The organism is Sphingopyxis sp. sgz302558, assembly GCF_057220455.1.
The window spans coordinates 176289-194209 of record NZ_JBXPUZ010000001.1 but is presented as its reverse complement, the minus strand read 5'-3'; the positions used below and the strand labels follow the sequence as shown (position 1 = coordinate 194209).

Below are 17921 nucleotides of genomic sequence, written 5' to 3'. Positions count from 1 at the left end.
CTTTTCCCGTCCAACCCTGATTGCGCACTATCGCAGTTGGCGGGCCTTGCAAAGCAGGAATATGCGGCCGGATCAGTGTCCGGCGTCGCCCAGCACCTTGCTGCGCAGCCGCCGGACCATGAAATAGATGAACAATATGACCGGGACGGTCAGCGCGCCGACAACCACATCGGCCCACTTGCCCTCAGGATAGGCAGCAGCGCCCTTGGCGACATAGCCGATCAGGCCCAGCAAATAATAAGCGGCGGCGAACACCGACAGCCCTTCAACCAGCGTTTGCAGCCGCAGCTGCAGCTGGGTCGACCGTTCCATCGACTGCATCAGGCTGAGGTTCTGGGCCTTGATGCGACTGTCGATGCGCGTGTCGAGCGCGTGCATCGCTCCTGCGATCCGTTCCGCGATATGGCTCAGTCGCTGGCGGAACACGGCGCAGGTGCGCGTTGCCGGGACCAGTCGCCGCTCGGTAAAGTCAGCGAGGCTCTGGAAATTCGCGACCGGGCGAATGTCGAGCGCCGCCAGCCGGTCGCCCGCGACTTCGGCGTAGGCCGCGGTCGCGCTCAGCCGAAAGCTGGTTGCCGAGCGGATGAGCTCCAGCTCGGACGAGATCGACGATAGCTCTTCCAGCAGCCGGTCATCATCCTCATCGGCCAGCGCGACGCGGCGCGAATGGTCCGACAGCCGGGCTTCGAGCGTATCCACCTCTGGCCCATATTGCTGGACGGTTGGAAAGCCGAGCAGCGCCATGTTGCGGTAGTTGCCCAGTTCCTGCATCCGCTGGATGATCCGCCCACGCTCGCCATCATCGACGTCACCGGCGGTTAGGATCAGCCGGCCATAGCCGTCGCCATGGATCCCGAAATCAGACCAGATTCGGATGCCGCCATTGATGTCGCAGCATACCATATCGGCCTGCGAAATCTGTTGGCTTGCCAGCGCATCGGGAACCGCCGCCGCGTCGGGCAGCACAAACAGGCGTGTCGCGCGCACCACTGCGCCGGGCCAGCCTTCGAGCCAGCGGATATAGGGCGCGCGCGCCGCCGCTTCGCACGCTGCCGGGAAAATGAAGGTCAGGGTGCTCGCCTCGGCATGGCGTTCCCACAGAAACTGGATGCCACCTATGGCAAGGCCGGCGCCGTGGCGCGCCGCCAGCGTCCAATCGCCAAAGTCCGGGCGTTGACTGGTCAACCAGCGATCCTCGTCGCCGCGTTCGTCGGGCGTTACCAGCCGGACCACCTGATAAATTTCGCAGTCAGGCGGTACCGGCGCGAACCGGCGCAGCCGCATCTCGTCGACCGCCCAGCGGCGCAGGGGATGTTCGGTAAAGGCCATTGCGCGCGACTATTGGACAGCCGGGCCGCGCTGTCCAGCGACTAAAACAGCGCGTGATCGCCGCGCTCGTCAGAACGTTCGCCGGCCAGTCGCGCGCGGTAGTGGTCGGCCAATGTTTCGCGGCCAGTTTCGGGGGTGGCATCGGCGTCGTATCGACCCGTCGCCGGGTCGCGGACCAGCATCGATTCGGTGGCGTAATAGTGGCCGATACGCGCCAGCTCGGCCTTGCGCGCCGCGGCGGGCAGCGCGACGCCAATCACATCCAGCAAGGCAGCGACCGCCTTGAGCATCGCGGGCGACACCGCGCGGAACCGGGCTGGTCGGCCGGTGAGCGCGAACAGCAGCTCGCCCTGCTCGCGCGGCGTAATTGCCGGGCCGGGCCCTCCGATTGGCAGGATGCGGCCCATGCGGTCCGGATTGCCCACACTGTCGGCCAGATAGGCGGCCAGATCAGCATCGCTGATCGGCTTGCACGCCGTTAGCCGCCCGTCGCCGAACAGCAGAAACGGCTTGCCTGCCCGGACGCGTTCAATCTGGCCCGACAAGGATTTGAAAAAGGCCGTAGGCCGGACAATGGTGTAGGCGATGCCCGAAGCGATAAGTTCGGCCTCGAACGCCAGCTTGGCATGTTGGAACGCCAGCCGCGGGTGCTGGACGCAAATGGCGGACAGTAGGATGAACTGGCCGATCCCAGCGGTGCGTGCGGCGGCCAAGGCCTGGCTATTGGCGCGGTGATCGATGGCCCACGCGTCTGCGGGCACCCCGGTGCGCGAAGCGAGGCAGGATAGCAGCACGTCAAACCGCTCGCCGCGCAGGCCGTCGGTGGCCAACGACCGTGCATCGGTCACATCGCCAAAGCGCAGCTCCGCGCCCTCCAGCCCGTGCGTCGCTGCCCCCGGTCGTAGGAAACAAACCACCGCATGCCCGCGCTGTACCAGCACTGCCGCGGTCGCGCGCCCGATGGTGCCCGTCGCCCCGAGCAGGAAAATGCGCCGGGCCTGCGGTTCAACCAAGGGCATGCTCGCCGGCGCGCTCCAGCGCCTCATTGGCCGTCAGCCATTCGGCCTCGGCTGCCTCTTGTGCCGCGACAATCTTTCCGCGCCGCTGCGCCAGTTCGCCCATGGTCAGCCCGGCATATTCATTGGCGGCCGCGCCTGGATCAAACATGGCGCGGTCGATGGCGGTCAGCACGACTTGCAGCCTGGCCAGGTCCGCCTCGGCATCGCTGACCGCCTTCTTCAGCTGCGCCTGTGCCTCGCGGGCCGCGGCGGCGGCCTTGCGATCGGGTTTCGTGCCGCCCTTTGCTGCATCGCCCTTTGGCTGGTTCTTGCCCAATATGAAGTCGGTGTAATCGTCGATACTGCCGGCAAATTCTTTGGCGGTGCCACCGTCGACCAGCACCAGCCGATCGGCGGTCAATTCCAGCATATGCCGGTCGTGGCTGACCAGCACCACGGTGCCGGCATAGCCGTTCAATGCCTGCACCAGCGCCTCGCGCGCGTCGACGTCGAGGTGGTTGGTGGGCTCGTCGAGGATCAGCATATGCGGCGCATCGCGCGTAATCAGCGCCAGTGCCAGTCGGGCGCGCTCGCCGCCGGATAGCTTTGCCACTTTGGTGGTCGCTTTCGGCCCTGAGAAGCCGAAGCGGCCCAGCTGCGCGCGCACTGCCGCCGGTGTGGCGCCCTTCATCTGGCGCGTCATATGGTCGAGCGGGGTGTCGTCGCCGTCGAGCTCCTCGACCTGATATTGGGTGAAATAGCCAACGCGCAGCTTGCCGCTCGCTGTCATCGCCCCATCCATCGGCGTCAGCTGCGCCGCCAGTAGCCGCGCCAGCGTGGTCTTGCCATTGCCGTTGCGGCCCAGGAGCGCGATGCGGTCGTCAGGGTCGATCCGCAGGTTGAGGCGCTGCAGCACCGGCTGCCCCGGCGCATAGCCAACGCTGGCGAGATCAAGCGTGACGAGCGGCGGCTTCAGTTCATCGGGGCTGGGAAAATCAAAGCTGAGCGACGGGTCCTCGGCCAGTGCCGCAATCGGCTGCATCCGCGCCAGCGCCTTGGCGCGGCTTTGCGCCTGTTTGGCGGTCGAGGCGCGCGCCGAATTGCGCGCGATATAGTCTTGCAATTTCGCCCGCTGCGCTTCCTGCGCGGCGCGCGCGGCGGCGAGCTGCGCCGCGCGTTCGGCGCGCTGGCGCTCGAAACTGTCGTAGCCGCCGGTGTAGAGCGTCGTCTTGCCGCCCTCGAGATGCAATATATGGTCGACGACATTGTTCAGCAGGTCGCGTTCATGGCTGATTACCACCATCATCGCCGGATAGGCTTTGAGGAAATTTTCGAGCCACAGCGTGGCTTCCAAATCGAGGTGGTTCGACGGTTCGTCGAGCAGCAACAGGTCGGGCTGCGAAAAGAGTAATGCGGCGAGCGCCACGCGCATTTTCCAGCCGCCCGAAAAGCTGTCGAGCGGTTGTTGCTGCATCGCCTCGTCAAACCCCAGTCCGATCAGGATGCGCGCGGCGCGCGCCGGCGCGGTGTAGGCGTCGATGGCGATCAGCCGGTCATAGACATGCGCCAGCCGGTCGGGGTCCGCGCCGCTTTCGCCCAAAATCTCGCTTTCATGCAGCAGTGCGGCGCGTTCGGTATCGGCGGCGAGCACGGTGTCGAACGGGGTCGCGTCGCCCGCTGGGGCTTCCTGCGCTATATAGCCGATGCGGGTACCGCGCGGCAGGTCGAGCGAGCCTTCGTCGGCTTCGAGCGCGCCGATCATTACCTTCATCAGCGTCGATTTGCCCGCGCCATTGCGCCCGATCAGCCCCACGCGCGCTTGTCCTGGCAATGCGGCAGTGGCGCGGTCCAGGATGGTGCGGCCGCCGAGCCGGACGGTGATGCCGTTGATGTTGAGCATGGTGCCGCGCGCTTAGCAGACGGCGGCGCGTGGGGAAGCGCAAAAGCGGCAATCAGCTGCCGAGAATGGCGGCAATCAGATCGGAGTGCGGGTCAACCAGCGGATCAAGCACGTCGAAATGGTGGCGCGCCGTGGCGCGGTGAACCTTCACGCCTGGCCAAACTGCGCCGAGCAAGTCATTCTGGCGCAGAAATTCGGGACGCTCGTCCGCCCCGACCCATGCTGTGATGGTGACGCCGGGCAAGGGCATCAGATAGGCGGGGCTTTCGCGCAGCGCCTCGCCCGCGTCGATTTGCAAAGTGGCATTCATCTTGGTCAGCATCAGCGGCTTAAGGTCGTGCAGCCCCGAAATTGGCGTGACCCGCCGCAGCCGGTCGTGCAGCGGCGGCGCCAACGGCGAAGATGTCGTCGCCAGTCGCGCGACCAGTTGGCCGCCCGCCGAATGACCGGCGAGCAGGATCGGTCCATCGATCATTGCCCCCGCGGCCGCCACGGCATCGGAAATGTCCTGCGCGATAGTGCCAATCCGCACCTCTGGGCACAGGCGATAGCTGGGCATGGCCACGGCACAGCCGCGCGCCACAGCACCCCCGGCGAAATGCGACCAGCTGTTCTTGTCAAACGCCAACCAATAGCCGCCATGAACAAATACGAGCAGTCCCAACGGTTTGCCCACTGGCAGAAACAAGTCGAAGCGCTGACGGGCGTGCGCGCCATAGGGCAGATCGAGTTTAGCCCGGTCAGCCGCCAGCATCGCCGCGCGATAATCGCGCGCGGGCCCGTCCCAAGCTGCGGGCCAGCGGCCGCTGTCCGGGATATAGGCGGCGTTGGAATAAGCGGCGTCCCAATCGGTCATGCCTGTTAGCATAGCCGGTTGACGCCGCTTGCCAATCCGGCACACCGTTGCCGCATGACCGATTTCACCGCCACGCGCGCGCGCTTCGATTTGCCCGATGGTCTCGTTTATCTCGATGGTAATTCGCTGGGGCCACTGCCCAAGGCCGTGCCGACGCGCGTCGCCCAAATGTTGACGGGCGAATGGGGCGCACAGCTGATTGGCGGGTGGAATGCATGCGGCTGGATGGATGCGCCGCGCCGCGTCGGCGACCGCGTTGGCCGCGTGATCGGCGCGCCGCCGGGCATGGTGGTGATGGGCGATACGCTGTCGATCAAAGTCTATCAGGCGCTCGCCGCCGCGCTCGCAATGGTGCCGGACCGGCGAGTGGTGTTGAGCGACAGCGGCAATTTCCCTTCCGACCTTTATATGGCGCAGGGGCTTCTGGCGACGCTGGGCGGGGATTATCGGCTGCGCATCGTTGCGCCCGACGCCGTAGCCGATGCGATCGATGAAAGCATCGCCGCCGTCATGCTGACCGAGGTCGATTATCGCACCGGCCGCCTGCACGACATCGCCGGGCTGACGGCGCGCGCGCATGCGGCCGGGGCACTGATGATTTGCGATCTGGCCCATTCGGCGGGCGCACTGCCGGTCGATGTGGTGGCCAGTAATGTCGATTTCGCCGTCGGCTGCACCTATAAATATCTGAACGGCGGCCCCGGCGCGCCCGCCTTCATCTATGTTGCGCCGCGCCACGCCGATGCGGCGCTGCCCGCGCTCTCGGGGTGGATGGGCCATGCGCAGCCCTTTGCCTTTGAGCCGGACTATCGCCCCGGCAGCGGGATCGAGCGGATGCGTGTCGGAACGCCGCCGATATTGGCGCTCGCTACGCTCGATGCCGCGCTCGACGTGTGGGACGGGGTCGACATGCTCGACGTCCGCCGCCGCGCGATTGCGCTCAGCACGGCATTCATCGCGGGGGTCGAGGCCGCCTGCCCGGAACTGGAACTTGCCTCACCGCGCGATCCGCACCAGCGCGGCAGCCAGGTCTCCTTCCGCCACCCGCATGCCGGGGCGGTGATGCACGCGCTGATCGCGCACGGAGTGGTCGGCGATGTGCGTGCTCCCGACATCCTGCGCTTCGGTTTCACGCCGCTCTATCTGTCCGATGCCGATATTGCCCAGGCCGTCGCCACTATAACCGATGTGATCCGGAACAAGCGCTGGGACGAAAGCTATGTCGCGTCGGGCCGGGTGACATAAGCCGCTATAGCGCAACAACTTTTCCCCCGGCGGCGCGGGGGAGAGCCTGCTGCCGCGCGGGGGAAGGGTTGTGTGTGCACGAGTAGAACATTAGCGGAACATAAGGCTGTTGTCAAGCGGCACCGGCTGTTGTGCTTGTGCATGTGCTTGCACATTGTTATAGTGCACTGCTCAAGGAGTTCTCATGTCCCAAGCCGCGCGCCGTCAACAACCCCCCATCACCATTCGTTCGGCACGCGCTGCGGCATTGCTGCGGCGCTTGACGGCGACTGGGCGGAGCCAAGCGGACATCATCGAAGAGGCACTGGAGCGCATGGCGGCGCAGCGCAAGACGCTGGCGGCGGCGCTGGCTCCGGCTGCGCCGCAGGATTTCGACTGGGAGCCGCCGCGAGCGGACATTGCGGCTCGCACGCCTGACCTTGGCAACTGATGTTCCTGCTCGACACCAACATCATTTCGGAAGGCCGCAAGCTGGGCACCGCGCGCATCGATCCGAACGCCGCGCGCTGGCTGAGCGAGGTCGATGTCGAGGCGACATTCGTGTCGGCGATGACCATGTTCGAGCTGGAGCGGGGCGTCCGCCTGATGGAGCGCCGCGACACAGGGCAGGGCGCGGCGCTGCGGCGCTGGTTCGAGGCACAGGTGCTGGCGACCTATGAACAGCGCACTTTGCCGTTGTCGCTAAACGTCGCGATGCTCTGTGCCGGCCTGCACATCCCTGACCCGAAATCCGAACGCGATGCATGGATTGCGGCCACCGCGATTGAGGCGGGACTGGTGTTGGCGACGCGGAATGTTGCGGATTTCGCGGGGATGGGGGTGGAGTTGGTCAATCCTTTCGATCAAAAGTCAGACTGACGAGTTGGCTGGGCGTTGCGGCGTCAGCGCTGACTGCTATTCCTGTTGCATGAGCCAATTCACCCTTCGTTACCGACACGACCCTAGTTTTTTTGACTCTAGTCAAGACCGCGACGACTTCGGACGACTTTTCGCTCGCGTGCAGACCGAACGCTTCTCGGGCGAAGGCGCATTTTGGGTCCAATGGCAGGACGTATTGGAATTTGGTGATAGCCTCAGCCGTTTTCCCATTGTCGAAGATCAGCCGATAATTGGCCAATGGGGTTATGATATGCAGGGAGGCGACGACGTCATTCTGCGCTTTGAATTTGTTCCGGCCGACAGTCGTGGCAACGTTTGCTTTCGGTTTGAGATCGCCGATGACAACGAGCCCTATTGCAGGGTTCGAGGTTATTTCCTGACCAATTATCCGGACATTGATGCGTTTCGGCTTGAACTCGCGGGCGTGATGAGAGGCGAGCTAGAGATTGCGACGTTGAACGGACAGACTCAGCAGTTTCCGGCCTGATTTAGCAAAGTTGAGCTCGCCACCTTCGCCTCACCCAATGCTCTGCCCGGTCTTCGCCCAGTCGGCCAGGAACCCCTCAATCCCCTTGTCCGTCAGGATGTGCTTGAACAGGCCTTTGATGACCGCCGGGGGGGCGGTCATCACGTCGGCGCCGATTTTGGCGGCTTCGAGCACATGGATGCCGTGGCGCACGCTGGCGACCAGGATTTGGGTGCTATAGCTGTAATTGTCGTAAATCAGGCGGATATCGTCGATCAGCGCCATGCCGTCGAAGCCATTGTCATCGTGCCGCCCGACGAAGGGTGAGATGAAGGTCGCGCCAGCTTTGGCTGCCAGCAGTGCCTGCGCGGCGCTGAAGCATAAGGTGACATTGACCATCGTGCCTTCGCTGGTCAGCGCCTTGCAGGTTTTCAGGCCGTCGATGGTCAGCGGCACTTTGATGCAGACATTGTCGGCAATTTTGCGCAGCACTTCGGCCTCTTTCATCATCGTCGCATGGTCGAGCGCGACGACCTCGGCCGACACGGGGCCGTCGACGATGCGACAGATCTCGGCCGTGACTTCCTTGAAATCGCGCCCCGATTTGGCGATCAGCGACGGGTTGGTGGTTACCCCGTCGAGCAGGCCGGTGGCGGCAAGGTCCTGGATGTCGGCGATTTCGGCGGTGTCGACGAAGAATTTCATGCGGCGCGATCCTTTGATGGCTGGCAGGCGCGATTCGGTGCGGCTGGTGCCGCCATAGGCCTTCCATGCGCGCAGGGGAACGGGCGACCGGCAGGCGTTTCACTGCCGACGCAACCATGCTAGAGCGCGAGACGTTGAGCAGGCTTATCCTGTTGCCATCCATATTTTCAAAAATGATGAGGACCCTGAAATGCGACGCTTTTTGACGCCGCTGGCGCTGGCATTGACGCTGGCGATGCCCACCGCCGCTGTTGCCGCCGACGACAGCTTCCAGCTGTGGCTCAACCCGTCGGTGGCGTTTGACCTTGACGATAACACAGGTGTCGAGATCGAGACGGCACAACGCTTTCGTCCCGAAAGCGCCGGACCAGACACCTATTATGGCCGCCTTTGGCTGGTCCAGAAACTGGACAGCAATTTCAGCATCAGCGGGGGCATCGAACGGCGCATAAACGATGGCGGGTCCGACGAGACACGGCTGTTGCAACAAATCAATGCGCGTAGCGGTGTATTGCGCGCGCGGGTGCGGCTTGAGCAGCGCTTTGTTGACAGTGCCGATCAGAACGGGTGGCGGCTCCGCGCACGGGCGGGCGTCAACTTGCCCCTGACCGACAACGGGCGACTAGCATTCGTTGCCGATGCCGAGTCATTTTTCACGCTCCGCTCGACCAGCAATGGTGGCGACACGGGGTTGACCGGTCTGCGCACGCACGCGGGGATTGACTACGAGGTCGCTGACAATCTGGCTCTTGGGGTTGGCTATCTGCGCAATCAGGACATTTTGGATGGTCGCCCCGACCGCGTCGGACACGCGCCTTTGCTCTCACTGGAGTATAGTTTTTAGGCGCTGCGGCGCTGCTCGGCAGCGCGTTGCAGCCAGTCGGGAACGGGCGCTTCGGCAGGTTCAATGGTTTTTGCGGGCTGCGGCGGGGCTAGCCCCATGACGAAATCGTCGAGCGCGATCGGCGCGTCAAAAGCGATGCCCAGCCGGTTGCCCCGCCGCCAGCGCACTTCACCGGTAAATGCCCAGCCATCGGCAAGTCGCAGCGTGGCGTCCAGCCCGATGGAAATATTGCCGGGTGCTTCGACCATGGCGCCGCGCGCCGAAATGTTGCGGATCCGCACGTCGTTGCTGCTGCCCAGCGACTCCAGCTGCGCGGTACGCAGCAACGCCAGTCGGGGCTCGCGCTGCCGGTTGACGGGCGCACTGCTCAGGGCGCTGGCTGACTGCGCGCGCCGCCGCGCTTCGGCTGGCAGCATCGGATAGCCGAAAATATAGCCCTGGATCTGCGAACAGCCCAAGCTGCGGATGAGCTCGATTTCGTCGAGCGTTTCTGCTCCTTCTGCTACGGTTTGCATGTCCAGGCTGTTGGCCAGGCTGACCATCGCGCGGATGATCGCTTGGTTGCGCCGCAAACTTTCGGGATCGCCGCGCACAAAGCTGCGGTCGATCTTGATTTTGGCAAAGGGCACACGTTTCAAATAAGCCAGCGAGGCATAGCCGGTACCGAAATCGTCGAGCACCAGCCGCACACCCATGCCCAATATGGTGGCGAGCACCTTGTCGATGGCGGGATCTTCGTTGTGCAATACGCTTTCGGTGACTTCCAGTTCGAGCCGGTCGGGGGCAAGCCCCGATTCCGCAAGCGCGCCAACCAACGTGCCAATCAGCGAGGGCGAAGCGAACTGCAACGGTGACAGATTAACGGCGATTTTCAGATGCTCGGGCCAGTGCGCCGCCTCGGCACAGGCGGTCCGGATCATCCAGTCGCCCAGCCGGTGGATCAGGTTGATTTCCTCGGCAATCGGAATGAACACCGCTGGCGCGATAGGTCCGCGTTCGGGGTGATCCCAGCGCATGAGCGCCTCGAAGCCGGTGATGGCTTCGCTCTGCGCGTCGACCACCGGCTGATACAACACCGACATTTCACCGCGCGCCAGCACATCGCGCAGGTCGCCTTCAATGGCGCGGCGGGCATCGGCCTCGCGGTGCATTTCGGGGGTGTAGAAGCGGTGCACGCCCTTGCCGGCGGCCTTGGCAGCATAGAGCGCAAGGTCGGCGCTGCGGGTCAATTCGTCGGGGTTGGTGCCGTCGCTGGGCGCCATGGCGATGCCGACAGTGGCGCCAATCTGAATGGTGCAATCGTCGATCACATAGGGAAGCGACAGGCGCGCAATCACCGCGTCGGCAAGGTTGGCAAGCATGCCCAGGTCCGATGCCTCTGGTACGATGACGATGAATTCGTCGCCGCCCAGCCGCCCGACCTGGCCGCGGTTTCCAACCACGCGCGCCAACCGCTGGGCGACGATTTTCAGCAGGGCATCGCCCATCGGATGGCCCAGCGTGTCGTTGACATTCTTGAACCGGTCAAGATCCAACAGGAACAGGCCGCACTGCGGGGTGCGCAGTCCGTCGTCCTGCAATAAATCCTCCAGCGTCCGGCGCACTGCGCCGCGGTTGGGCAGGCCGGTCAGCCCGTCAAAATTGGCGAGGCGATTGGCGTCGGCCTCGCTCTTCTGCTGTTCGGTGAGGTCGGTGGCAAAGCCGTTGAATCCATGGCAACGTCCATGCTCGTCATCGATCGGCACGCCCGACAAGGACCACCAGCGATCAGCGACTCCAGGGGCGCGGACAATGATGTCGCTGAACGGAACGCCCGCGCCCAGCGTAAATTCGATGGTCTGGTGGGTCTGGCTTTCGTCGAAACTGGCGGTGGTGCTGGCTGTCAGCAACTCTGCAAAGTGGGTGCCGACCAGTTGCTCGACGTCCTTGCCAAAGCGGGCCGCCGCGCCTGGCGAGATATAGGTCAGGCGGCCGCGCGCATTGGTTTGCCAGAACCAGCTGCGCCCGCTGTTCTCCATGGCGATAATCAGGTCGCGGCTGCGGCGGATGCGTTCATGTTCGGCGATGATGCCGCGTACCGCCACCTGACGCCGCGCGGTCATGATGGTGTTGGCAACCGCTACCAGCACACTGGCCAGCGTCAACGCCGCCAGTCCCGCCGTCGGCCCGTCGATCGCCAGGATGACAAGCGCCGCGATCAAGATGCGTCCGAAGCATAGGGCAGGCAGCGCCGAAGCCGCCACCAGCCCCAGCAGCAGCGGCGTTCCCGCCAATATATAGGGGAAGCCCAGATGCTGCTGCCCGACCAGTATCGCACCAAACGCCCATGCTGCCGACGAAATCGTGCCAAAGCTGACCAGCGTTGCAATGGTGCGCCGCGGGCTGTCGGCATGAGCGCGCAAATTCCGCCGCCGTGCCAGCAGCAGCAAGTCCGCCACTGTGCCGATGGCGCCGCCGCCAACGATGGCCAACGCGCCCGGCGCGCCCGCGCGCAATGCGGGTTCGAGCAAGAATATCAGCGTCAGCAGCGCGATGAATCCGCTGCAAGCCGCGATGGCCGTACCGCCGATCAGCTGGTCGATGCGCAGCCGGATCTCTGATGTGTTGGCCTCGCTGTGGCGCGGTACGCCGAGCAGCATGCGCAAATCGTCGGGCGGCCCGCTGCGCTCTGGTGCATCGTCCAATTGCAACTGATCGCGAATGCGCGTTGTCATGACCACCCTTGCCGGTTCGACCACGACCGGATTGGCGGCGAGCCTAGCCTTTCACGGTTAACAGCCAATAAAGCACTCGGTACGGACAGGCCCTGTCCGGTCGCTGGTGCGTGGTCCAAAAAGGCGCTAGCGTTCGGTCTTTGTTCGCATTATGCGGGCGGTGATGGCCAAGAACAAACGCCAATATGTGTGCCAGAGCTGCGGCGCGGTGGCGACCCGCTGGCAGGGGCAATGCGCCGACTGCAACGAATGGAACACGCTGGTCGAGGAAGCGGGCGAAACCGTCTTTTCGGCCAAACATAATCTTGGCAGCGGCGGGCGCGCCTTTGTGCTGGAATCGCTGGGTGATACGGCGGCGCTGCCGCGACGGATGCCTTCGGGGCTGGCGGAATTTGATCGCGCCCTCGGCGGCGGCTTTGTTGCGGGATCGGCAACGCTGATCGGCGGCGATCCCGGGATCGGCAAATCGACTTTGCTGTTGCAGGCGGCGGGACAACTGGCTTTGGGCGGTGCGCGCGTCGCTTATATTTCGGGCGAAGAGGCAGCGGCGCAGGTGCGGCTGCGCGCGCATCGGCTGGGGTTGGGTAGCGCGCCCGTCGGCCTTGCCAGCGCGACCAGCGTGCGTGACATTTTGGCGACGCTGAACGCCGGACCGCCACCCGATTTCATCGTCATCGATTCCATTCAGACGATGCACAGCGACCTCATCGAAAGCGCGCCGGGCACGGTCAGCCAGGTGCGGGCGAGCGCACAAGAGCTGATCCGTTTCGCCAAGGAACGCGGCAGCGCGCTGGTGCTGGTCGGCCATGTCACCAAGGACGGCAGCATCGCGGGTCCGCGCGTGCTGGAACATATGGTCGATACCGTGCTCGCGTTCGAGGGCGAGCGCAGCCACCAGTATCGCATCCTGCGCGCGGTGAAGAACCGCTTTGGCGGCACCGATGAAATCGGCGTGTTCGCGATGCAAGATGTTGGACTAACCGAAGTTGCCAATCCGTCGAGCCTCTTTCTCACTGCGCGCGACGCCGCTGTCCCGGGTGCCGTGGTGTTTCCGGCGCTCGAGGGCACCCGTCCGGTGCTGGTGGAGGTGCAGGCGCTGACGGTGCGGCTGGCCAGCGGGGCGACGCCGCGCCGCGCCGTGGTGGGCTGGGACAGCGGACGGCTGGCAATGATCTTGGCGGTGCTGGAGGCGCGCTGCGGCCTGTCGCTGGGCGCGGCCGAGGTGTATCTGAATGTCGCGGGCGGCTACCGGCTGACCGACCCCGCCGCTGATCTGGCGGTGGCCGCTGCGCTGGTGTCCGCCTTTAGCGAACAACCCGTGGCGGCCGATTGCATCGCTTTTGGCGAGCTTGCGCTGTCGGGCGAAATCCGCCCCGTCGCCCACGCCGCGCTGCGGCTGCGCGAAGCGGCAAAGCTGGGCTTTGCGCAGGGGTGGGGGCCGCAGCGGCTGGCCACAGCCGACGGGATTGATGTGCGCGGCTTCGACCGGCTGGGCGAACTCGTTGACCTGATGCTATCGCGCCGTTAGCGCGGGCCTATGGAAAATTTGACCTCGCTGGATATGGCCGTGCTGCTGATGGTGGGCGGGGGTGCCATTCTTGGCTTCATGCGCGGACTGGTGCAGGAAGTGGCCAGCCTGATTGCATGGATCGTCGCGATTGCAGCCGTCTATTTTTTGCATGCCCCGGTCAGCGGTCTGCTCGAAGGACAGGTGGGAACAGCCGGTGCGGCAGCGCTTCTGGCGTTTGTGCTGCTGTTTGGCGTCATTTTTCTGCTCGGCAAATGGGCGTCGCGTGCGATGGGGCACCGGGCGCGAGCATCGTTTGTTGGCGGCATTGACCGCGGGCTGGGTGCCGGTTTTGGGGCGGTCAAAGGGCTTATGGTTGCGACCTTGCTGTTTATGTTGGCAACGCTGATCTATGACCTTGGCTTTGGCGCCGACGCCTCGCGCCCGGCCTGGATGGCCGAAAGTCGTACCTATCCCGCGCTGGCGGCCACCGCCTCAGCATTGAGCGGCGTCATCGCCGAGCGTAAAGCCGAACGCAGGGCGAGCCAATGAGCGCGCCGCTGTACAACCGGGAAATATTGGCGTTGGCCGTCGCGCTGGCGCAGTTTCCGCGCCTCGATGCGCCAACGTGCAGCGGCGATCTGCGCGCTCCACTGTGCGGCAGCCGTGTCCACCTTGACCTTGATATGCGCGCCGATGGGCGCGTTGCGCGCACGGGTATGACGGTCGAAGCCTGCGCGCTGGGACAGGCCTCCGCCACGCTCTTCGCGCGCGGAGCCCCCGGCTGCGATGCCGCCGACCTCGCGGCAACGCACACCGCGCTGGCAGCGTGGTTGACCGGCGCCAGCGACGCCGCGCCTGACTGGCCCGGCATCGCGCTGCTCGCCGCAGCGCGTGACTATCCCGGCCGCCATGCCGCGATCCTGCTGCCCTTTGCGCTTGCTGCGCAACTCGCTGCTGAAACGGCGCCGGCATGAACGCCAGCCTCATCTACGCTTCGGGCAGCGAAGCAGGAACGGCGGCACAGGCCCTCACCGAAGGGGCCATCCTGTTGGGCGTGGCCACGCTGTTTGTGCTGATTTTCCGGCGATTGGGTCTGGGCGCCGTGCTGGGCTACATCATCGCCGGGGCGCTGGTCGGACCCTACGGGTTGGGGTTGGTCGGCGGCGGCGAATCCAAGCTTGCCATGGCCGAAATCGGCATCGCGCTGCTCTTGTTCCTCGTCGGCCTGGAACTGCATCCGCGCCGCCTGTGGCAACTCCGGCGCGATATATTCGGGCTGGGGCTGGCGCAGGTGGTCATCGCCGGGCTGATCCTGACTGCGCTGATTTTCGCGACGCTGGGGTTCACCTGGCAAGCCGCGCTGGCGCTGGGCCTGCCGCTGGCCTTGTCGTCGACCGCGCAGGTGCTCCCAGGTCTCAAAAGTTCGGGGCGCATCAACTCGCCCTATGGCGAGCGCGCCTTTTCGGTGCTGCTGTTCCAGGATCTTTCGATTGTTCCGCTGATTACCATCATTGCCGCCTTGTCGCGTGCGCCCGCTGACCCGACCGCGCCGACGGGCTTGGAGATGGCGCTTTACACCGTGGGGGCGGTGGTCGGGTTGGTGCTCGCCGGCCGTTTCATCCTCAATCCCTTGCTGCGGCTTGTCGGGCGGCTGGGCGAACGCGAATTGTTCGTGGTCGTGGGGCTGCTCACTGTGCTGGCGAGCGCTGCGCTGATGCACAGCCTGCACCTGTCGACCGCGCTTGGCGCCTTCATCGCCGGGGTGATGCTCGCTGATTCGCCCTATCGGCACGAGATTGAGGCCGATGTCGAACCCTTTCGTCTGATCCTGCTCGGACTATTCTTCCTCGCGGTTGGCATGGTGCTCGATCTCGATGCCGTGTTCGCCAACCCATGGCTGGTGCTGGGGCTGGCGTTGGGGCTGGTGGCGGTAAAGGTGGCGGTGCTTACCTTGCTCGCGCGTGCCTTTGGTGTCGGCTGGAATCAGGCGATCAGTCTTGGCCTGCTGCTCAGCCAGGGCGGCGAATTCGGCTTTGTGTTGTTCAATCAGGCGAGCGCAGCGCTGCTGATCGATCCCGCCGCCGCCAGCCTGTTCAGCGCGGTGGTGACGGTGTCGATGGTCACCACGCCCTTCCTGATGCTGTTTGCACGCGGGCTGGAACTGGCGCCCGACCCCGAGACCGATCTCGACGATCCCGAAACCGCGCCGCGCGGCAAGGCGATTGTCATCGGCTACGGCCGTTTTGGCCAGATGGTGGCGCAAATGCTGCACGCGGTCGATTGTTCGGTGACGCTGATTGACAAAAAGCCGTCACAGATCGAGCTGTCGGGACGCTTTGATGTCAAAGTCTATTACGGAGATGGTTTGCGGCTCGACCTGCTGCACCGCGCCGGGGCCGACGAAGCGCGGCTGATTATCTTTTGTATCGACGATGACCAAATGACCGCGAAAGAGCTGGAGCCAGTGGTGCAAGCCTTCCCACAAGCGCAAATTTTCGCGCGCGTGTTCGATCGCCGCCAGCTGATCGCGCTCAATGACGCGGGGCTGGCAGGCACCGTACGCGAGGTGTTTGAAAGCTCGATTGCCATGGGGTTGATGGCGCTTCAATCGCTGGAGATTCCCGCCGACGAAATCGCCGATGTTGAAGCCGCGCTGCGCCACCTCGACGACACCCGGCTGCAGGATCAGATTGTGTCGGGCGATATCCGCGCTGGCGCGGAAAAGCGCTTTATGGCGGGGCAGGGGCGACAAGCGGGCAGCGTCATGGCCGCGATCCGGCGGCTAAGCGAGTAGCTGGCCGCCTAGAAACGCCGCCACGCGGTCCAAACCATGGTCGGTGCTTACGAACGATTGACCAATCCCTTGCGCTAGAATCAGCGGTACGATGCCGCCGCGCGCCTTTTTGTCATGCCCCATATGCGCGGCCAGCGCTGCGCCATCGTCGGTTACCCCCGCCGAGGCCAGATCATGCGGCAGGCCCGTTGCAGCCAGATGCGCCGCCACGCGCGCGGCATCGGCGGGCGGGCACAGGCCGACCTCGACCGAAAAGGCAAAGGCCAGCGCCATCCCCGTCGCCACCGCTTCGCCGTGCAACAGCTTGTCCGAAAAACCCGTTGCGGCCTCCAGCGCATGGCCAAAGGTATGACCCAGGTTCAGCAGCGCGCGCACATCCTGCGTTTCGCGTTCGTCGGCGGCGACGATGCGCGCCTTGGCGGCAATGCTGTGCGTGATGGCGTATTCGCGCGCCGCAGCCTCGCCCGCCAACAGCGCTGAGCCATGCGCCTCGCACCAGGCAAAGAAATCGGCATCGTCGATCAGGCCATATTTCACAACCTCGGCATAGCCCGCCGCCAGATCGCGGCGCGGCAACGTCGCCAGCACGGCAGGATCGGCAAGGACCAGAGCAGGCTGGTGAAACGCGCCCACCAAATTCTTGCCCGCAGCAATGTTGATGGCGGTTTTGCCGCCGACGCTGCTGTCGACCTGCGCCAGCAAAGTGGTCGGGATTTGCACAAAGGCACAGCCACGTTTGACGATGCTGGCGGCAAAACCAGCAACATCGCCAATCACGCCGCCGCCAACTGCGATGACATGATCGCTGCGCTCGATACCGCGCTCGACCAGCCATTCGGTAAGCTGCGCCAGTCCCGCCCAGCTCTTGCCGCTCTCGCCTGCGTCTAGCACCAGCACATCATGCCGGATGCCTGCCGCATCCAGCGCCGCTTGCAGCACCGGCAGATGCAGCTTGGCCACATTGGTGTCGGTCACGATGGGCACCCACGGCCGTTTCAGCAGCGGGGCAATATGTGCTCCCGCTTGCCCCAGCACGCCGCTTTCGATGATGACGGAATAGCTGCGCGCGCCCAGCGCGACCTTTACGGTTGGCATGTTTCGAGCGCTTTCAAAATGGCCTCCACCGTCACATCATGCGGCGCGCTGGCCGACGGCACGCGCAGCTGCGCCTCAGCATAGAGCGGATTGCGTGCGGCGGCGAGTTCGGTGAGCACAACGCGCGGATCCTTGCCGATCAGCAGGGGGCGGGTGCTGCGCCGCGCCACCCTTGCTGCCAGCGTGTCGACATCCGCATCCAGCCAGATGGCAAGCGCCTCGGCCAATATCAGCGCGCGCGTCTCATCGTTGACGAAAGCACCTCCCCCGGTCGCCAGAACGCATGGCGGCCCGTGGATGATCCGCGCAATGACCCGGCGCTCGCCATCGCGAAAGGCTGCCTCGCCAAATTTGCCGAAAATCTCGGCGATGCTCATTCCCGCCGCGCGCTCGATTTCCTCGTCCGCATCGACAAATTCCATGCCCAGCCGCGCCGCCAGACGGCGGCCAACCGTCGATTTTCCGGCCCCCATCAGCCCGACCAGCACGATGCTCCGCTGGGGCTTACCACTAGCAGCAACCGGGCTTTGGCTTTCGGGGTTTCGCGGCATGATGCGCGCGGCTATACCGCACGGCGATAAGCGGA

17 protein-coding genes are annotated in these 17921 nt (G+C 64.7%); 9 read left to right on the top strand and 8 right to left on the bottom strand.

Going from position 1 to position 17921, the window contains the following annotated elements:
* Nucleotides 1-72: 72 nt before the first annotated feature.
* The 4 genes from AC2TC0_RS00965 to AC2TC0_RS00950 are packed head-to-tail and all read right to left on the bottom strand — an operon-like array spanning nt 73 to nt 5083.
* Entirely contained in the window at nt 73-1329 is a 1257-nt protein-coding gene (locus AC2TC0_RS00965) for a DUF3422 family protein (protein WP_484715621.1), read from the bottom strand.
* A 41-nt stretch (nt 1330-1370) separates the two neighbouring features.
* The gene (locus AC2TC0_RS00960; RefSeq protein WP_484715620.1) at nt 1371-2348 is read right to left on the bottom strand and encodes an NAD(P)H-binding protein; all 978 of its coding nucleotides are present in this window, start codon (nt 2346-2348) and stop codon (nt 1371-1373) included.
* Complete coding sequence (locus tag AC2TC0_RS00955; protein ID WP_484715619.1) at nt 2335-4227, bottom strand: ABC-F family ATP-binding cassette domain-containing protein; 1893 nt, start codon at nt 4225-4227, stop codon at nt 2335-2337. The genes AC2TC0_RS00960 and AC2TC0_RS00955 overlap by 14 nt, the downstream gene beginning before the upstream one ends.
* A gap of 52 nt (nt 4228-4279) precedes the next feature.
* Nucleotides 4280-5083 (bottom strand): alpha/beta hydrolase, encoded by an 804-nt coding sequence (locus tag AC2TC0_RS00950; protein ID WP_484715618.1) that lies wholly within the window; start codon nt 5081-5083, stop codon nt 4280-4282.
* Between the two features lie 54 nt (nt 5084-5137).
* On the opposite strand from AC2TC0_RS00950, the gene kynU reads away from it, so the two are divergent.
* The 4 genes from kynU (at nt 5138) to AC2TC0_RS00930 (ending at nt 7694) form a co-directional block, all read left to right on the top strand.
* A complete protein-coding gene (gene kynU, locus AC2TC0_RS00945; protein ID WP_484715617.1) occupies nt 5138-6328 on the top strand; it encodes a kynureninase in 1191 nt (396 codons plus the stop codon).
* Nucleotides 6329-6512: 184 nt separating this feature from the next.
* A complete protein-coding gene (locus AC2TC0_RS00940) occupies nt 6513-6758 on the top strand; it encodes a hypothetical protein (protein WP_484715616.1) in 246 nt (81 codons plus the stop codon).
* On the top strand, nt 6758-7186 hold the full coding sequence (locus tag AC2TC0_RS00935; protein ID WP_484715615.1) for a PIN domain-containing protein: 429 nt from the start codon (nt 6758-6760) through the stop codon (nt 7184-7186). The genes AC2TC0_RS00940 and AC2TC0_RS00935 overlap by 1 nt, the downstream gene beginning before the upstream one ends.
* 49 nt (nt 7187-7235) lie before the next feature.
* Nucleotides 7236-7694, top strand: a complete 459-nt coding sequence (locus AC2TC0_RS00930) for a hypothetical protein (RefSeq protein WP_484715614.1) — start codon at nt 7236-7238, stop codon at nt 7692-7694.
* Nucleotides 7695-7724: 30 nt separating this feature from the next.
* Here AC2TC0_RS00930 and fsa read toward each other — a convergent pair whose 3' ends face one another.
* Nucleotides 7725-8378 carry a fructose-6-phosphate aldolase gene (gene fsa / locus AC2TC0_RS00925; RefSeq protein WP_484715613.1) on the bottom strand — a complete coding sequence of 218 codons (654 nt, stop codon included), beginning with the start codon at nt 8376-8378 and terminating at the stop codon, nt 7725-7727.
* Nucleotides 8379-8568: 190 nt separating this feature from the next.
* Between fsa and AC2TC0_RS00920 the strand changes: the two genes are divergently transcribed.
* Nucleotides 8569-9222: a DUF2490 domain-containing protein gene (locus tag AC2TC0_RS00920; protein WP_484715612.1), complete on the top strand. Its 654-nt coding sequence runs from the start codon at nt 8569-8571 to the stop codon at nt 9220-9222.
* On the opposite strand, the gene AC2TC0_RS00915 is transcribed toward AC2TC0_RS00920, so the two are convergent.
* Nucleotides 9219-11936, bottom strand: coding sequence for an EAL domain-containing protein (locus AC2TC0_RS00915; protein WP_484715611.1), 2718 nt, complete (start codon nt 11934-11936; stop codon nt 9219-9221). The two genes, AC2TC0_RS00920 and AC2TC0_RS00915, sit on opposite strands and share 4 nt — an antisense overlap.
* 163 nt (nt 11937-12099) lie before the next feature.
* Here AC2TC0_RS00915 and radA point away from each other — a divergent pair, with 163 nt between their 5' ends.
* Genes radA through AC2TC0_RS00895 form a run of 4 tightly spaced genes read left to right on the top strand, consistent with a single transcriptional unit; the run spans nt 12100 to nt 16240 of the window.
* Complete coding sequence (gene radA, locus AC2TC0_RS00910) at nt 12100-13464, top strand: DNA repair protein RadA (protein ID WP_484715610.1); 1365 nt, start codon at nt 12100-12102, stop codon at nt 13462-13464.
* A 9-nt stretch (nt 13465-13473) separates the two neighbouring features.
* Nucleotides 13474-13995 carry a CvpA family protein gene (locus AC2TC0_RS00905; RefSeq protein WP_484715609.1) on the top strand — a complete coding sequence of 174 codons (522 nt, stop codon included), beginning with the start codon at nt 13474-13476 and terminating at the stop codon, nt 13993-13995.
* Nucleotides 13992-14420, top strand: coding sequence for an iron-sulfur cluster assembly scaffold protein (locus tag AC2TC0_RS00900; protein WP_484715608.1), 429 nt, complete (start codon nt 13992-13994; stop codon nt 14418-14420). Before AC2TC0_RS00905 ends, AC2TC0_RS00900 begins: the two co-directional genes overlap by 4 nt.
* Nucleotides 14417-16240 (top strand): cation:proton antiporter domain-containing protein, encoded by a 1824-nt coding sequence (locus AC2TC0_RS00895; RefSeq protein WP_484715607.1) that lies wholly within the window; start codon nt 14417-14419, stop codon nt 16238-16240. The genes AC2TC0_RS00900 and AC2TC0_RS00895 overlap by 4 nt, the downstream gene beginning before the upstream one ends.
* On the opposite strand, the gene aroB is transcribed toward AC2TC0_RS00895, so the two are convergent.
* Nucleotides 16229-17335, bottom strand: a complete 1107-nt coding sequence (gene aroB / locus AC2TC0_RS00890) for a 3-dehydroquinate synthase (RefSeq protein WP_484715606.1) — start codon at nt 17333-17335, stop codon at nt 16229-16231. The genes AC2TC0_RS00895 and aroB overlap by 12 nt on opposite strands.
* The gene (locus tag AC2TC0_RS00885; RefSeq protein WP_484715605.1) at nt 17323-17886 is read right to left on the bottom strand and encodes a shikimate kinase; all 564 of its coding nucleotides are present in this window, start codon (nt 17884-17886) and stop codon (nt 17323-17325) included. Before AC2TC0_RS00885 ends, aroB begins: the two co-directional genes overlap by 13 nt.
* Nucleotides 17887-17921: the final 35 nt, after the last annotated feature.

Bases quoted from the DNA above. Each gene is read 5' to 3' on its own strand.
- kynU (WP_484715617.1), top strand. From the start codon at position 5,138: ATGACCGATTTCACCGCCACGCGCGCGCGCTTCGATTTGCCCGATGGT.
- AC2TC0_RS00930 (WP_484715614.1), top strand. From the start codon at position 7,236: ATGAGCCAATTCACCCTTCGTTACCGACACGACCCTAGTTTTTTTGAC.
- AC2TC0_RS00960 (WP_484715620.1), bottom strand. From the start codon at position 2,348: ATGCCCTTGGTTGAACCGCAGGCCCGGCGCATTTTCCTGCTCGGGGCG.
- AC2TC0_RS00965 (WP_484715621.1), bottom strand. From the start codon at position 1,329: ATGGCCTTTACCGAACATCCCCTGCGCCGCTGGGCGGTCGACGAGATG.
- radA (WP_484715610.1), top strand. From the start codon at position 12,100: ATGGCCAAGAACAAACGCCAATATGTGTGCCAGAGCTGCGGCGCGGTG.
- AC2TC0_RS00940 (WP_484715616.1), top strand. From the start codon at position 6,513: ATGTCCCAAGCCGCGCGCCGTCAACAACCCCCCATCACCATTCGTTCG.
- aroB (WP_484715606.1), bottom strand. From the start codon at position 17,335: ATGCCAACCGTAAAGGTCGCGCTGGGCGCGCGCAGCTATTCCGTCATC.
- AC2TC0_RS00915 (WP_484715611.1), bottom strand. From the start codon at position 11,936: ATGACAACGCGCATTCGCGATCAGTTGCAATTGGACGATGCACCAGAG.
- fsa (WP_484715613.1), bottom strand. From the start codon at position 8,378: ATGAAATTCTTCGTCGACACCGCCGAAATCGCCGACATCCAGGACCTT.
- AC2TC0_RS00920 (WP_484715612.1), top strand. From the start codon at position 8,569: ATGCGACGCTTTTTGACGCCGCTGGCGCTGGCATTGACGCTGGCGATG.
- AC2TC0_RS00935 (WP_484715615.1), top strand. From the start codon at position 6,758: ATGTTCCTGCTCGACACCAACATCATTTCGGAAGGCCGCAAGCTGGGC.
- AC2TC0_RS00900 (WP_484715608.1), top strand. From the start codon at position 13,992: ATGAGCGCGCCGCTGTACAACCGGGAAATATTGGCGTTGGCCGTCGCG.
- AC2TC0_RS00895 (WP_484715607.1), top strand. From the start codon at position 14,417: ATGAACGCCAGCCTCATCTACGCTTCGGGCAGCGAAGCAGGAACGGCG.
- AC2TC0_RS00885 (WP_484715605.1), bottom strand. From the start codon at position 17,886: ATGCCGCGAAACCCCGAAAGCCAAAGCCCGGTTGCTGCTAGTGGTAAG.
- AC2TC0_RS00950 (WP_484715618.1), bottom strand. From the start codon at position 5,083: ATGACCGATTGGGACGCCGCTTATTCCAACGCCGCCTATATCCCGGAC.
- AC2TC0_RS00905 (WP_484715609.1), top strand. From the start codon at position 13,474: ATGGAAAATTTGACCTCGCTGGATATGGCCGTGCTGCTGATGGTGGGC.
- AC2TC0_RS00955 (WP_484715619.1), bottom strand. From the start codon at position 4,227: ATGCTCAACATCAACGGCATCACCGTCCGGCTCGGCGGCCGCACCATC.